Here is a 13,764-nt window from a genome sequence, read left to right on the forward strand (position 1 = left end):
GCTCCCCGGGCCGCCCGCCGTGTTCCCGCCCCTGTCTCTACTTCGTACTGCCGTCGTCGTTCTTCCGCAGCAGCGCCCCGATGTGGGCCGCCGCCGTCGACAGGTGTCGGCGGGCCTCGGCCAGCTGCTCCTGTGTGACGCCGCGGTCCCGCGCCACGTCCCGGATGTCGTCGCGGAAGCGGTCGAGCAGACGGTCCAGATCGCGTGCCGGGTCGCCCGTACTGTCCGCGTCCTTGCCCCAGTCGGGGTCGGCGTCGGCGGGTTCCGGCTTGATGTACGGGGGCCAGTTGCCGGTACGGGCGAGGCCGCCCAGCTGGCCGGTGATCTCTGCCAGCCCTTCCCGGACGCCCGAGGGCCAGTCGCCCCGGGCGAAGTGCTCCTGGACCTGACGGGCGGCGTTCTGCATCTGCTCGCGCGCCCGGTCCTGGGCCTCCTTGGCCTGGCGGCGGGCCTGCTGGGCGTCCTCGCGGGCGCGGCGGGACTCGTCCTTCGCCCGGCGGGCCTGCTCCTTCCACTCCTGCTTGGCCTTGCGCAGCTCCTCCTTCGCGGAGCGCCATGTCTCCTTGTCGCCGAAGTCGAGGTCACCGAGGTCACCGAAGCCGCCGAACGGGAACTCCTTGCCGGACTTGCCGGTCCCGGGCCGGTCGCTGCCGTGGCGGGACTCGTCCGCCGCGGCGCGCATCTCGCTGCGCAGCTTGCCCGCGGCGCCGCGGACGTCGTCGCGGATCTCGGCGGCCAGTTCGGAGACCGACTCCCTGATCTCCAGCTCCAGATCGGCGAGCTCGCCGGTACGGCCCGCCAGTTCGGCGCGGCCGGCGTCGGTGATCGAGTAGACCTTGCGGCCGCCCTCGGTGGCATGGGTGACCAGTCCCTCGGCCTCCAGCTTGGCCAGCCGCGGATAGACCGTGCCGGCCGAGGGCGCGTACAGCCCCTGGAAGCGTTCCTCCAGCAGCCGGATGACTTCGTAGCCGTGGCGCGGGGCCTCGTCGAGCAGCTTCAGCAGGTAGAGGCGCAGGCGGCCGTGGGCGAATACGGGGGGCATGTCAGAGCACCTTTCCGGTCGGCTCGGCGTCGTGCGGACCGTCCTCGGACGGTGGGCGCCGCAGGAGTGCGATGGAGCCGGAGACCGTCGTCGCCTTCAGCGTCCCGGTCCCGGAACCGAGCGTGCCGGTGATCCTCTTCGCCCCCCACTGGCCATTGACCCGGAGGTCCTCGAAGCCGTTGGAGACGGAGCCGCTCGCGGTGTTCGCCTCCACCTTGGCGTCCGCCGGGTGCGGCAGCCGGATGGCGACCTCGCCGGAGACGGTGGTGAGCCTGATGTCCGTGGGCTTTCCGGTCGGGTCCAGATCGAGCACCATGTTCCCGCTGACCGATTCGGCGCGCACGGAGACTCCCGCGCCCTCCACGACCGTCAGATCGCCCGAGACCGAGTGGAAGCGCAGCTCGCCGGTGACGGACTGGGCCTCCAGGTTGCCGGACACGGTCTCCGCGCCGACCGGCCCCGCCAGTCCGACGAGGGTGGTGTCGCCGGTGACGCCGCGTACGTCCGTACGGCCGCGGATTCCGGAGACGAAGGCTCCGGCGCCGACCACGCCGACCTCCACCGCCGATCCGGCCGGGACCGCCAGCGAGACGGCCGCGCGGCGGTGCCAGCCCTTGCGGTCGAACCACTTGAGGAGGCCCTGCCAGGTCAGGTCCTCGTAGGCGACGGTGAGGACGCCGTCCTGCTGGGTCACGATCAGCGGCGGTCCCTCGATGTCGGTGACCTCCAGCCTGGCAGTCGGTTCGTCGGTGCCGACGACGTCGACCGTGCCGTTGACAATGCGCACGTTGAGCGCCCGCACGGGTTCGTCGAAGGCGAGCTTCTGCGGATCGGCGATGGCCCACGTCGACACAGGCATGGATCTGACCTCCTGGGGAGCGCGGATGACGCAACATATCGCGTCTCTTGCAGAACACGATATATCGCGGATCGGGGAAGTCAAGACAGGTCGCGGTCCGCGAGGGGTGAGTGCATGGCCCATATCGCAACAAACCATGACTATGTGTCCTACGGTGTGAGGCATGGACGCGGACGCGACATCACCCGTGGGGGCACTGCTGCTGTGCCGGGCCGAACCCGAGACCGTGCGGCCGGTCGCCCACCTGCTGCGCGAGCGGATGCTGCTCGCGCCCGCCGGAGGCGGGTGGAGCGTCCTCGTACCGGAGGGAACGCCCTGGCGGGACCGGCGGGCGGGGGAGCCGGCCGAGCCCGTCGACCGGGTGCTGGGCGGCTGGGCCACCGCACTCGCGGTCGGCTCCACCTGGCCGGTCCTCGCGCTCTGGTGGGACGGAGACCGGGCCGGGCACACCCTTGCCGCGGGATTCCGCCGCCCGGTCGGCTACGTCTGGCTCGCCGACGGGACCCCGGCCGGTGAGGACGAGGCGATGCGTACGTTCGCCGAGCGGCTCGGCCTCGATCCCGTACTGGACGTCCAGGCGCTCGAAGCCCTGACCCGCCCCGATCCGGAGTCTGACGCCGCGGCCCGGCTGCGCGGACTGCTCGCCGTCCTCACCCGCAGCGGGCTGACGCTCCCGCCCGGCCTCGGCCCCGGCGCGTCCGCAGCTGCGCTGACCGCCGCGGCCGACGCGGGCCCGGAGGCCGAACGGATCGCCTGGACCGGTTGGCGCGACGTGGTCCGGGTGGAGCTCGAAGCGGTGGAGAACAGCCGCGTCGGGCCCTGGATGCGCGGCCCCAGGGCCCGCGCCCTGGCAGGCGCCCAGCTGGCGGCGGGTCTCCCGCTCGCCCTCTGGGGAGCCGGCCGGCGCAGCGGAGGCTGGTGCTTCGCCGGGGCGCTGCTGATGGTGCACGGCGCGCTCGGTCTCGCGTATGACCGGATCAGGGACGAGGGCCCGGACGGCGGGGCGGCCTGACGGACGGCCGACGGCGGTGACTACTCCTCGTCGTCCTCGTCGTCCAGCCGTGCCAGCCAGGTGGCGAGGCGCTCGACCGGCACCTCGAAATCGGGATTCAGATCGACGAACGTACGCAGCTGCTCGGAGAGCCACTCGAAAGTGATCTCTTCCTCGCCTCGCCGCTTCTCCAGCTCCTCGATACCGCGGTCGGTGAAGTACATGGCGGCAAGTTTAATGCCTGGTGGCAGCCCGGAACGGCGCCGGTACCCGGCCCGGACCGGCCGTGCGGACGGTGGCCGAAACGGACCCCCGCGCCCCCGCGCCGTGGTTCACGTACCTCGCATCGGCCGACTACGCCCGTTAACCTGCGGGTAGTTGGGGAACGGGGGGTGTCATGGGTGACAGTGGGGCCCGTATTACGCGCATTGAGATGCCGGACGGCACGCCGGTCTGGGCCCGGATCTCGGGAGCCGAGGAGCTGGACCGTCCGGCGCCCGGTGACGGTCCGACGTACACCGACACCGGGTTCGGGGACATCGCCGACCGGGTGCAGGCCCGGGTCGAGAGCCTGCAGTCGGTGGTGACCAGTGTCGCGCGCTCCCTCGCCGTGCCGCTGCGCGCCGTGCGGCCGGACGAGGTCAGTGTCGAGTTCGGGATCGAGCTCACCGCCAAGTCGGGCAAGGTCGTCGGACTCCTCGCGGACGGCGAGGCCAAGGGGGCCATCAAGGTCACGCTCACCTGGAACGGCGGCGGACCACCCGTCGACCCGCCTCCGCCTCCGCCGGCTCCCGTGCCCGCGCAGGCGCCGGCGCCTGCGGCGGGAACGCCCGCCGCCGTGCCGCCGGTGCCGTTCGCGCCCCCGGGAGCGCCGCCCGTCGCACCGGCGCCCACACCCCCGGGCCCGCCCGCCGGGGCACCCCCCGGCGCCCCGGCGCACCCGGACGGGGCGGACGACACCGACGGTGGCAGGGCATGACCTCGGATGGGGACGGGGGCGCAGAGGGGGGTCTGGGCGGGCCGCAGGCTGCGCTCATGGACCTCGTGCATGACTCCACCGTGCGCATCCATCACCCGGGGTCCGGGTATGCCCATGACGGACCGGGCGGGGACTTCTTGGGGAGCGGCTTCTTCATCGCCCCGAGCTGGATCCTCACGTGTGCGCACGTGGCAACGAGGGGGGAGGGGGGCGTGGTGAACGTGTGGTTCAAGGAGGACCGCTACAGCACCGAACTGAGCGAGGTGCCGGGCAAGGTCGTCGCCGCGATGCCCGGCGCCCGGCCACCGGGCGCGGGCGGCTGGCCGGCCCCCGACCTCGCGCTCATCAAGCTCCAGCGGCCGGTCGAACACACCTGTGTCTACGTCACCGAGCGCTCGGAGGCGATGCTCCGCAGCCGCGAGATCCACTGTGTGGGCTGGGCGCCCTCGCAGGGCGGCGGGCTGCTGAAGCGCAGCGGTGTCTGTGTGGTGAAGGGGGCCTACGGTGCGTCGGACGACGCCGAACAGGTCGTCCGGCTCGACGGCGACTGGCTGGAGCTGGGCATGTCGGGCGGCCCCGTGGTGGATCTCGCCCGGGGCGAGGTGGTCGGGGTGATCAAGTCGCGGCTCGACAACCACCAGGGCGGAACGGCTGTGGGGATCGAGCGGCTGCGCACCCTGAAGGTGCCGTCCACACCCGTCGAGGCCGAGGCGGACGACACCTATCAAGCGGTCTTCCACGCCCATGACCGCTACCACTCGGACCGGCACAACAGCCCGGCCAGCACCGAGCGGACCTGGGCCGACGCGCAGAGCGAGCTGTCGGCCCCGCCCGGCGGGGTCCTCGGCCCCAAGCGGCGGGCGGACCTGCTGGGGCGGCTCGCGGAGTTCCCGCCCCCGGTCAGCACCCGCAGCCTGCTCGTCCTCCTCGACTCCCTGCCCGGTGTCCACTCCCGGGACCACCGCCCGGCCCCGCGCGGCTGGCGGGACGGTCTGGGGGCGTTGTACGACACCCGCGCCCGGGACCGGGAAGCCCCGCTCGAACTGGTCCTGCGCTACTGCATGGGCGTGCTCGCCGCCGACCGCCCCTTCGACGTGCCGTCCACCAGGACAGCGGCCAAGCTGCTGTGGGACTGGGTGAAGCGGATCGCGGAGGAGGAGCTGTCCCGGGACTTCCGCCAGCAGCTCGCGCTTGACTGGGCGGCCGTCCGGCTGCGCATGGAGGAGAACCGCCGCCGGGCCCGTGCACCGGTGAACGAACCCGTCCGGTACGGCGAACGCGCCTGCGTCCTGCTGGAGCTGGCACCGCAGGGCTGGGTCCGGGACCGCTACGACTGGCGCATCGGCGTCGCCCGCCCCGGCGAGGACATGCTGCCCGTCGCCGAGGACAGCCAGGGCTCCGCGCTCGACACCCTGCCGGACCGGCTGGCCGCCGCGCTCACCGAGGCGTTCCGGCAGTGCGACGAGCCGGGCAGCCCCGCCCTGCTCCAGGTCGCCGTCGCCCCCGCGCTGTTCGGCCTCGAGGTCGACCGCTGGGAGCTCCCCTCCGACGGACTGCCGCTCGGCGTCGTACGCCCGGTGGTCCTGCGCAGCACCTACCAGGGCCCGGCCGACGAGCGCCCGGCGCGCTGGAACGCCACATCGGAGACCGGGATCCGGGCCGAAGTCATCGACTGCGAGAGCGGATTGCGGGTACGAGTACCGGAGGTCGCACAACTGCGCACCCTGGCACCCGAAAGCGTGCCGGTGCTGTGCCGTTACGGCAGCCGGCCGGACCCCGGGACCACGGCCGGTGTGGTGCGGGTTCTCGACGCCGGCTTCTCGGTGGCGCTGCTGCAACGGCGGCCGACGGAGAGCGACACGGTCTGCACGGAATTCCACCGGCGGGTGGCCGAGGCGGTCGACGAGGCGCACGCCCTGGACGGGCTGCCCCTGAAGGTGCACGAGTTGAGAAAAGGAGTGAGTGCGGAACGTACGGAGACCTACTGGTCCGACGGCGTCGCTCTCTACTTCGACGACCCCCACCACCCCCTGCCCGGTTCGGACGAGTTCCTGGAGGCGCCGTGACGGGACGCGCCGGTCATCATCCCCCGGAGGGCCGCAGCGGCCCGCCCCTTACGGGAGGTACGCCGGATCGATACGGTAAAGAATGCCGGACGGCTGCTGTCCCTGGCGGACGAGTGACAACGAGGACCACGCAATGAGTGAACCCAGCGAGTGGCTCATCTACCGCGGGATCGGTGAACCGCACGACGGCGTACCGCAGTTGCCGCCCCCGCCGCCCTGGCGCGACTTCGCGGGCGGCCGCGGGGCACCGGCGGACGGGGACGACTCCGCCGACCGCCGGCTCGGTATCCCCGGACGCATCGCCGAGGAGCACCGGCCGGGCGCCGAGGAGCTCGAAATGATCAACGCCGCGCTGTATCTGCGTCGACCGCTGCTGGTCACCGGGGACCCGGGTGCCGGAAAGAGCACCCTGGCCCACTCGGTCGCCCGGGAGCTCGAATTCGGCAAGGTGCTGCGCTGGCCCATCGTCAGCCGCTCCACCCTGCTGGACGGCCTCTACCACTACGACGCGATCGCCCGGCTCCAGGACGTGCAGATCGCCTCGCACGCGTCCGCCGGCGGGGGAGCCGGTGCCGACTCCGCCCAGAACGTGGGCAGTTACATCCGGCTCGGCCCGCTGGGGACGGCACTGCTGCCCTCCGACCGGCCGCGGGTGCTGCTCATCGACGAGCTCGACAAGAGCGATATCGATCTGCCCAACGATCTGCTCAACGTGCTGGAGGAGGGCGAGTTCGCCATTCCCGAGCTGGAACGGATCGTGGACCGGCTGCCGGACGGCGAGGCGGACGTACTCGACCACGACGGCAACAAGGTGCGGATCAAGGGCGGCCGGGTCCAGTGCCAGGCGTTCCCGTTCGTCGTCCTCACCAGTAACGGCGAGCGGGACTTCCCGGCCCCGCTGATGCGCCGCTGCATCCATCTGGAGCTCGACCGCCCCGACCACAAGCGGCTGGCCGCCTTCGTCAAGGCCCATCTGGGCGAGGAGGCGGCCCGCTCCAGCGAGGACCTCATCACCCACTTCCTGGAGCGGTCGCGCAGCGAACTCCTGGCCACGGACCAGCTGTTGAACGCGATCTACCTCACCCATGCGGCGGCGCCGACCGGCCGCGACCGGCTGGCCGACCTGCTCATCCAGCGACTCGACCGGCCGAGGTGAGGTACTGATGCCCGGGGCGGACGAGACGCCGGGTGCGCCCGGGGCGGACGGGGCGCCCGGGGCGGCGGATGCCCTCGAACCGTACGACGGAGGGTTACTGCCCACGCTCGTCGCCCGGCTTCGCGGGGCCGGGCTCGATCCCGACGTCGAGCAGCTCTGTGATGCCCTCTGGCTGGCCGGCTGGACCCGCACCCCCGGCGTGCCGGAGGACAACGAGGACGATGCCGGCACAGCCCCCTCGCCGGGACGGACGCCCGAGGGGCCCCCGGGCCCGGGGCGGCCGGTGGACCCGCGCGGCCCTCGCGTCCCGGACACCGACGGGGACGAGCCGCCCGGCGAGCCGCATGGACCGGGCGACGATGGGCGGATCGCCCTGTACCCCGTGCCGCACTCCGCGCCCGACGGCGGCGAACGGGACGACGGTGACCCCACGGGCCGCGGGAGATCCGGTCCCGAGCCTCGCGCCACCGTGCTCACCCTCGGCGTGCCGGCCGCTCCAGTCCTGCCGGCCCCCCTCGAACTCACCCGTGCACTGCGCCCGTTGCAGCGCTACCGCCCGGTCTCCGCTCCGCTGCGCCGCGCCCTGGACGAGGAGGCGACCGCGGATCTCAGTGCCCGCGCGGGCGGCATGGTCATGCCGGTGTTCCGTGGGGTCGGGCGGGCCGACGCGATCCTCCAGTGCGTCATGGACGCCTCGTCCTCCATGCTGGTGTGGGACCGGATGTTCGGGGAACTCCAAAAAATCTTTGGGCAGTTGGGCGCCTTCCGGGATGTGCAGGTGCGCTATCTGCACCAGGGCCCGGACGGCGGCTGTGCGGTCAGCCGCAGCTCCGACCCGGCCGCGGCCCCGCTGCACACCGCGGACCGGCTCAGCGATCCGACCGGACGCCGCGTCACCGTGGTGATCAGCGACTGCGCCGGGCCGCTCTGGCACAGTGGGCGCGCCCACCGGCTGCTGCACCAGCTGGCCAGGCAGGCCCCCGTCGCCGTGCTGCAGCCGCTGCCGCAGCGCATGTGGAACCGCACCCGGCTGCCGGTCACCTTCGGCTCGCTGTCCCGGGGTGACGGCCTCGCCGGAGCCACCCAGCTGAAGGTCACCGAGGACGCCGGCACCGGCCCCGCGGTGCACCCCGGCGCCCTGGCCGTCCCGGTCCTCCCGCCGGCGCCGGACGCGCTGGCGGCCTGGGCCAGGCTGCTCTCGGGCACCGGCGCGGCACGGATCTCCGGAGCGGTCGGCTGGGTACGGGCCGACCAGCCCGCGGCGGCCGCGCAGCGCTCGGGCGCCACCCTCTCCTCTCTCCAGCTGGTCAGCCGCTTCCGTTCGACGGGCTCCCCGGTGGCCGGGCAACTGGCCGTCTATCTCGCGGCCGCCCCCCTCTACCTGCCGGTGATGCAGCTCGTGCAGCGCACGATGCTGCCCCAGTCCGGCCCCTCCGAACTCGCCGAGGTACTGCTGAGCGGACTCCTCTCGCGCGCCGACGGCGGCGGGGGCCGCGGACAGTGGTACACGTTCGAGCCCGGCGTCCAGGAGGCGCTGCTCGGTCCGCTCGGCCGGGACGAGGCCCTGCTCGTGCTCAAGCACTGCTCGGAGTACATCGAGACGCGGTTCGGCAAGGGCGGGCCCAACTTCCCCGCTCTGGCCTTCGCCCAGCTCGGCGACGGCGGGGCAGGTATCTCCCCGCGCGCCACCGGGCGCGACAGCACGGGCGCCGGCGGCGAGGAGTCCGACGACGGCGAGGAGAACGAGGCGGACGGGGGGACGGAGAGGCTCGGAGGCCCGCGCGTCCCCCATGCCTTTGCCGAGGTGGCAGCCCGCGTACTGGAGCGATTCATGCCCGTGCCCCCCAGATTCGTGACCCCGCCACCGACCGCGCCCGGAAGCGCCCCCGCCGTTGAGCGCGCCCGCGAGCTCGTGCGGCAGTTCGACGCCGACAAGATGGTGCAGCGCCTCATCGACGCCGTCCAGCTGCTGCGGGGAGCCACCGAGAACGGCCCGCAGCAGCCGGACGACCCCGGACTCTGGGCGGAGTACGCGCGCTGCGTCCTGCGGCTGTGGGAGGTGCAGGGCGGCGCCGAGCTGCTCCGGGAGGCCGAGCACGCCGCCGAACGGGCCGCCGCGATTCCCGGCGCGGTACGCGAACGGGCCGTACTGGCCAAGGTGCTGCACGCAGCGGCCGACGACCGGCGGCGGCGCGGCGACCGGCGCGGCGCCCTGGACCTGCTGCGCCGCGCCGACCGCGAGTACACCGCCGCGTGCGCGGCCCCTGGCCTGGAGCCGGGTGAGGCGCTGCGGCTCACCCTGGAGCGGGTGCGGGCCCTGGAGGCGCAGTGGCGGCTCGACGGCGACAGCGCCCTGCTGCAGAGCGCTTGCGGGATGCTGGAGGCCTTCGCCGACGCCTGGCCCGACCAGGGGAACCGGCCCGCCGCCCTCCCGCTCCAGCACGGCCGGACGCTGCTGAAGCTGGCCGGCGCCACCGAGGACACGGAACAGTCAAGGGAGTTCGCCGGGCAGGCCGCCCGCTCGCTGCGCACCGCCTTCGCCCAGGGCGGCCGGCACACCATGGGCACCGAGGTCCGCATCGTGCTGGACCTGGTGGACGCGCTGCTGGCCTCCGGTGATGAACCGGACGAGGCCGCGGCCCTGACCGCCCAGGCGCTGGAGACCGTACGGGAGCAGCGGCAGCGCGCCCAGCTGCAGATCAGGGCCGGACGGGTCCGGGCCGCCCGCTACGAGCACACCGGAGACCCGGACGAACTCGTGGGCGCAGCCGACTGGTTCGCCCGTGCATCCCGAGGCATCCCCCGGGACTCCCGGGCCCACACCGACCTGCTCGCCGAATGGGGCGGCACGCTGCTGCGCCGCGCCGAACTGCCGGACGGCGGAGCGCACATCGGCGCGGCGGTGCGGGTGCTGCGCGACTGCCGCACCGAGACGCCGGCCGGAGGCGCGCACCAGTCCGAGCGGCTGCTGATGCTCGGCCGGGCGCTGATGCTGCGGCACCGGGCGACGACGGACCGGGTCGACCTGCGGGAGGCCGAGTACCTCTTCGGGCTCGCGGCGCAGGAGGCCGCGGCCCCGCTGACCGCGGCGCGCTGCTGGCTCGAGCTGGGCAGGGCCCATCTGGAGGCCGCGGATCTCATGGACCGGCCGGCCCGTCGCGACCAGGCGGCGGAGGCCTTCCGCTCGGCCGCCGAGTCCGCCCGGCAGGCAGAAGCGGAGCAGATGAGTCCGCAACGGCTTCAGGAGGCAGTGGAGTTGGGTGCTACAGCCAACCACTGGCGGGGTATGACGTATGAGAGAGCGGGGCGCCCCCGGGCCGCGCGGGAGGCGTACCGGGCGGCCCGCCTGGAGTGGCGCAAGCTGCCGGACGGCGGCGGCGCGGCGGGTGAGTCGACCGCCGAGCGGCTGGCCGGGCTGGAGCGCTGAGTGCTCAACGACGAGCACCCGGCACGGCGGCACCGCCCGGGACCGGGCACGACCGGCGCGCGACCGGCGCCGGCCGAGGTGCGGACAGCAGGACGAAGCGGGTCAGGGACGTGGGACCGGCGGTGTGCGCTCAACGGCGAGCGCGGCGCGGCGGGCCCGGTGCTGAGTACGGGGAGGCGTGATGAGCGAGTCGACACGTAACGACGGGGCGGGCGGGCCCGGTGCCGCCGGCGGTGGTGCGTCCGGAGCCACGGGCGCGCTGCCGGATCTGCTGGGGCTCGATCTGGAGACCCTGCGGACCCTGGACCACCCGGTGCTGACCGAGGTGGTCGCGGATCTGCGCGGCCGCGCCGAACAGCCCCGCGAGATGCTCTGGGGCTTCAACAACGCCTTCTGAGGCGGACGGCTCCGCCGTGCCCCGGACCGGACCCGCACGGTTTCGGCCCGGGGCACGGCCGTTCAGGACATCATCGCCCGGGACGGGTCTGGCCGCGCCGCGCGCCGGGGATACTCACCCCGGGCCGGTGCGGGTGACCGTCCCGGCAGACGTACAGCACGGGGGTGCCGGAGTGGTCCGACGGGCGACGCCGCAGGGGGAGCAGCGGTACGCGGACGGGAGCGGCGAGCCGTTCCCGGGCGCCGGACCGCGCCCGGAACCCGGCGGCGACGGCCCGCACCGGGGCGTGCCGTTCGGGCAGTTCATCGTGAAGGTGCACGGCCGCTGCAACCTCGCCTGCCGGTACTGCTATCTGTACGAGGGCCCCGACCGGACCTGGCGGGACCGGCCGGCCGCCGCCGCACCCGCCGTCCTGGACCGCACCGCGGACCGGATCGCCGAACACGCCGCCGCGCACCGGCTCCGGCACATCGCCCTGGTGCTGCACGGCGGCGAACCCCTGCTCGCGGGCCCGGCCCGGCTGGCCGCCCTCGCCGGCCGGGTCCGGGAACGGGTCCCGGGGGACTGCACCGTCCACGCCACCGTGCAGACCAACGCCACGCTGCTCACCGACGCACGCGTCACCACGCTCGCCCGGCACGGCATCAGCATCGGCATCAGCCTGGACGGCGGCCTGGCCGCGCACAACACCCAGCGCACCGACCACGCGGGCCGCCCCTCCTGGCCCGCCGCCGTGCGTGGAGCCCGGCTCCTCGCCGACCACCACCCCGACGCGTACGCGGGCATCCTCACCGTCGTGGACCCGCGCACCGACCCCGTGGAGATGTACGAGTCGCTGCTCGCCCTGCGCCCGCCGGCCCTGGACCTGCTCCTGCCGCACGGCAACTGGACGAGCCCGCCGCCGGGCCTGCCGGACCTGGCGCACACCCCCATGGGCCCCGGTTCCGGCCGGGCCACCCCGTACGGCGACTGGCTGTGCGCCGTCTTCGACCGCTGGTGGCCGGCGGCCCGGCGGGAGACCAGGATCCGGCTCTTCGAGGAGTGCGTCGCCCTGCTCCTCGGCCTGCCCGCCGCCACCGAATCCCTGGGCCTGGACCCCATCAACGCGATCGTCGTCGAGACCGACGGGTCGATTGAACAGGTCGACTCCCTCAAGTCCGCCTACGACACGGCAGCCGCCACCGGACTCGACGTCTTCCGCCACACCTTCGACGACGCCCTGCGCCACCCCGGCGTCGCCGCCCGCCAGGCAGGTGCCGGCGCGCTCGCCGCCGCCTGCCGTGCCTGCCCGCTGCTGACCGTCTGCGGCGGGGGCCACTACGCCCACCGCTACCGCGCAGAGAACGGCTTCATCAACCCGTCCGTCTACTGCGCGGACCTCGAACGGCTGGTGCGCCACGTGGCGCACCGGCTCGCCGACGCAACCGCAGGAGACCCCCCATGAGTCCCGCCATCCCCGATCGCGTACTGCGCGAACTCGGCCGCACCGAGGGCGACACCGACTCCCTCGGCCTGCTCGTCCGCGACCAGGACACCCGCCGCCTCGTCCTCCTCAGGGCCCTGCTCGACGCCGCGGCCGCCGCCCCCACGACCGTGTGCCCACCCCCGCTGCTGGACCGGCTGCGCGAGGACTGGGCGCTGCTCGAAGCGGCCGAGCACACCGACCGCGACGCGGCACGCGCCGTCCTGTTCCACCCCATGACCGGCCCCTGGGCGCAGCGCCTCCTGGGTGGCCTCACCGGCACCGCCGCCACCGGCCCCGAACTCCGCGCCGACCTGGCCCATCTGAGCTGCCTCGCCGCGGCGGCCGCGATCCGTGCCGCACTGCCCTGCGCCGCCCGGCTCACCCCCCACGACGGACTGCTCTGCCTGCCCACCCTGGGAGCGGTACGCGCGGACACCGGGCCGGTCGAAATCCACTACGCGGCAGGGGAGATGACCGTCCGCCCGGCCGGTGCACCACCCCTCTCGGTACGGACCCTGCCGGACGGCACCCTGAGCTCGGCCGACCCCCGCTGGCTGCCCGTGCTCACCCTGCCCGCCGTACTGCCGGGCGCCGGCCCCGTACCCCTGGACGACCTCGACCCGTACCGCACCCGCGGCACCGGACTCGAACGCCACGGACTGAGCGCCGCCACCCACATCGACGACCACGAGCGCAAGGCCTGGAGCGAGTCCTGGTCCGGGGTCGAACCCCTGCTGCGGGTGGGCGGCGAGCACCGGCTCACCGAAGCGGCCGTCCTGCTGCGCTGCCTCGTCCCGCTCGGACCGCCGCCCGGCTCCGGGCCGGCCGGCCGGGGCGCGGCCCACTGCAGCGGCACCCGGCGCGAGGCGTTCGGAGCGGTCCTCAGCAGCAAGCCCGCCACACCCGCCTACTTCGCCTCGACCCTCGTGCACGAACTCCAGCACACCAAGCTCGCCGCGCTCGGCGCACTCGTCCGCCTGCACCACGAGGACGCCACCCCGCGCCACTTCGCACCCTGGCGCTCCGACCCCAGGCCCTTCGACGGGCTGCTCCAGGGCGCCTACTCGCACCTGGCGCTCGCCGACTACTGGCAGCGGTTCGCGCTCGGCGCGCGGCGGGTCACCCACCGCGATCTGGCCTGGGCGGAACACGCGCGCTGCCGCCAGCAGATCGGCGCCGTACTGCCGGTACTCGCCGGCTCGGCAGCGCTGACGGCCGAGGGCCGGGTGCTCGTCAACGAGATGATCACCGTCTACCACCGTCTGGAGGATTCGCCGCCACCCACGGGTCACCTGGCCCGTGCGGAGGCATATGTGAGTACCGCCCGAGTGATATGGCAGCAGAGGAACGGATCGCCCAGGACCTGAGCAGCCAGGTGATTC

Annotated in this window: 11 protein-coding genes; 8 read left to right on the plus strand and 3 right to left on the minus strand. The window is 74.0% G+C overall.

Annotated features, from left to right (window positions below):
- Positions 1–37 precede the first annotated feature (37 nt).
- Both ACFVW8_RS03075 and ACFVW8_RS03080 read right to left on the minus strand, forming a co-directional pair.
- A complete protein-coding gene (locus ACFVW8_RS03075; RefSeq protein WP_389685818.1) occupies positions 38–1,042 on the minus strand; it encodes a helix-turn-helix transcriptional regulator in 1,005 nt (334 codons plus the stop codon).
- A 1-nt stretch (position 1,043) separates the two neighbouring features.
- The gene (locus ACFVW8_RS03080) at positions 1,044–1,901 is read right to left on the minus strand and encodes a DUF4097 domain-containing protein (RefSeq protein WP_389685819.1); all 858 of its coding nucleotides are present in this window, start codon (positions 1,899–1,901) and stop codon (positions 1,044–1,046) included.
- A 163-nt stretch (positions 1,902–2,064) separates the two neighbouring features.
- Here ACFVW8_RS03080 and ACFVW8_RS03085 point away from each other — a divergent pair, with 163 nt between their 5' ends.
- Positions 2,065–2,913: a hypothetical protein gene (locus ACFVW8_RS03085; RefSeq protein ID WP_389685820.1), complete on the plus strand. Its 849-nt coding sequence runs from the start codon at positions 2,065–2,067 to the stop codon at positions 2,911–2,913.
- 20 nt (positions 2,914–2,933) lie between these two features.
- On the opposite strand, the gene ACFVW8_RS03090 is transcribed toward ACFVW8_RS03085, so the two are convergent.
- Positions 2,934–3,116, minus strand: coding sequence for a DUF6104 family protein (locus ACFVW8_RS03090; protein WP_389685821.1), 183 nt, complete (start codon positions 3,114–3,116; stop codon positions 2,934–2,936).
- A 173-nt stretch (positions 3,117–3,289) separates the two neighbouring features.
- On the opposite strand from ACFVW8_RS03090, the gene ACFVW8_RS03095 reads away from it, so the two are divergent.
- The 7 genes from ACFVW8_RS03095 (at position 3,290) to ACFVW8_RS03125 (ending at position 13,749) form a co-directional block, all read left to right on the plus strand.
- A complete protein-coding gene (locus ACFVW8_RS03095; RefSeq protein ID WP_389685822.1) occupies positions 3,290–3,871 on the plus strand; it encodes a CU044_2847 family protein in 582 nt (193 codons plus the stop codon).
- A gap of 56 nt (positions 3,872–3,927) precedes the next feature.
- On the plus strand, positions 3,928–5,937 hold the full coding sequence (locus tag ACFVW8_RS03100; protein ID WP_389685823.1) for a trypsin-like peptidase domain-containing protein: 2,010 nt from the start codon (positions 3,928–3,930) through the stop codon (positions 5,935–5,937).
- A 133-nt stretch (positions 5,938–6,070) separates the two neighbouring features.
- Positions 6,071–7,093 (plus strand): AAA family ATPase, encoded by a 1,023-nt coding sequence (locus ACFVW8_RS03105; RefSeq protein WP_389685824.1) that lies wholly within the window; start codon positions 6,071–6,073, stop codon positions 7,091–7,093.
- A 7-nt stretch (positions 7,094–7,100) separates the two neighbouring features.
- Positions 7,101–10,520 carry an SAV_2336 N-terminal domain-related protein gene (locus ACFVW8_RS03110; protein WP_389685825.1) on the plus strand — a complete coding sequence of 1,140 codons (3,420 nt, stop codon included), beginning with the start codon at positions 7,101–7,103 and terminating at the stop codon, positions 10,518–10,520.
- A 181-nt stretch (positions 10,521–10,701) separates the two neighbouring features.
- Positions 10,702–10,917: an FxSxx-COOH cyclophane-containing RiPP peptide gene (gene fxsA / locus ACFVW8_RS03115; protein ID WP_389685826.1), complete on the plus strand. Its 216-nt coding sequence runs from the start codon at positions 10,702–10,704 to the stop codon at positions 10,915–10,917.
- Between the two features lie 286 nt (positions 10,918–11,203).
- Positions 11,204–12,361 carry an FxsB family cyclophane-forming radical SAM/SPASM peptide maturase gene (locus tag ACFVW8_RS03120; RefSeq protein WP_389685905.1) on the plus strand — a complete coding sequence of 386 codons (1,158 nt, stop codon included), beginning with the start codon at positions 11,204–11,206 and terminating at the stop codon, positions 12,359–12,361.
- The gene (locus ACFVW8_RS03125) at positions 12,358–13,749 is read left to right on the plus strand and encodes an aKG-HExxH-type peptide beta-hydroxylase (RefSeq protein WP_389685827.1); all 1,392 of its coding nucleotides are present in this window, start codon (positions 12,358–12,360) and stop codon (positions 13,747–13,749) included. The genes ACFVW8_RS03120 and ACFVW8_RS03125 overlap by 4 nt, the downstream gene beginning before the upstream one ends.
- The last annotated feature ends 15 nt before the right edge of the window (positions 13,750–13,764 follow it).

It is taken from the genome of Streptomyces sp. NPDC058221, from assembly GCF_042882365.1.
In the GTDB taxonomy this organism is placed as follows: Bacteria; Actinomycetota; Actinomycetes; order Streptomycetales; family Streptomycetaceae; genus Streptomyces.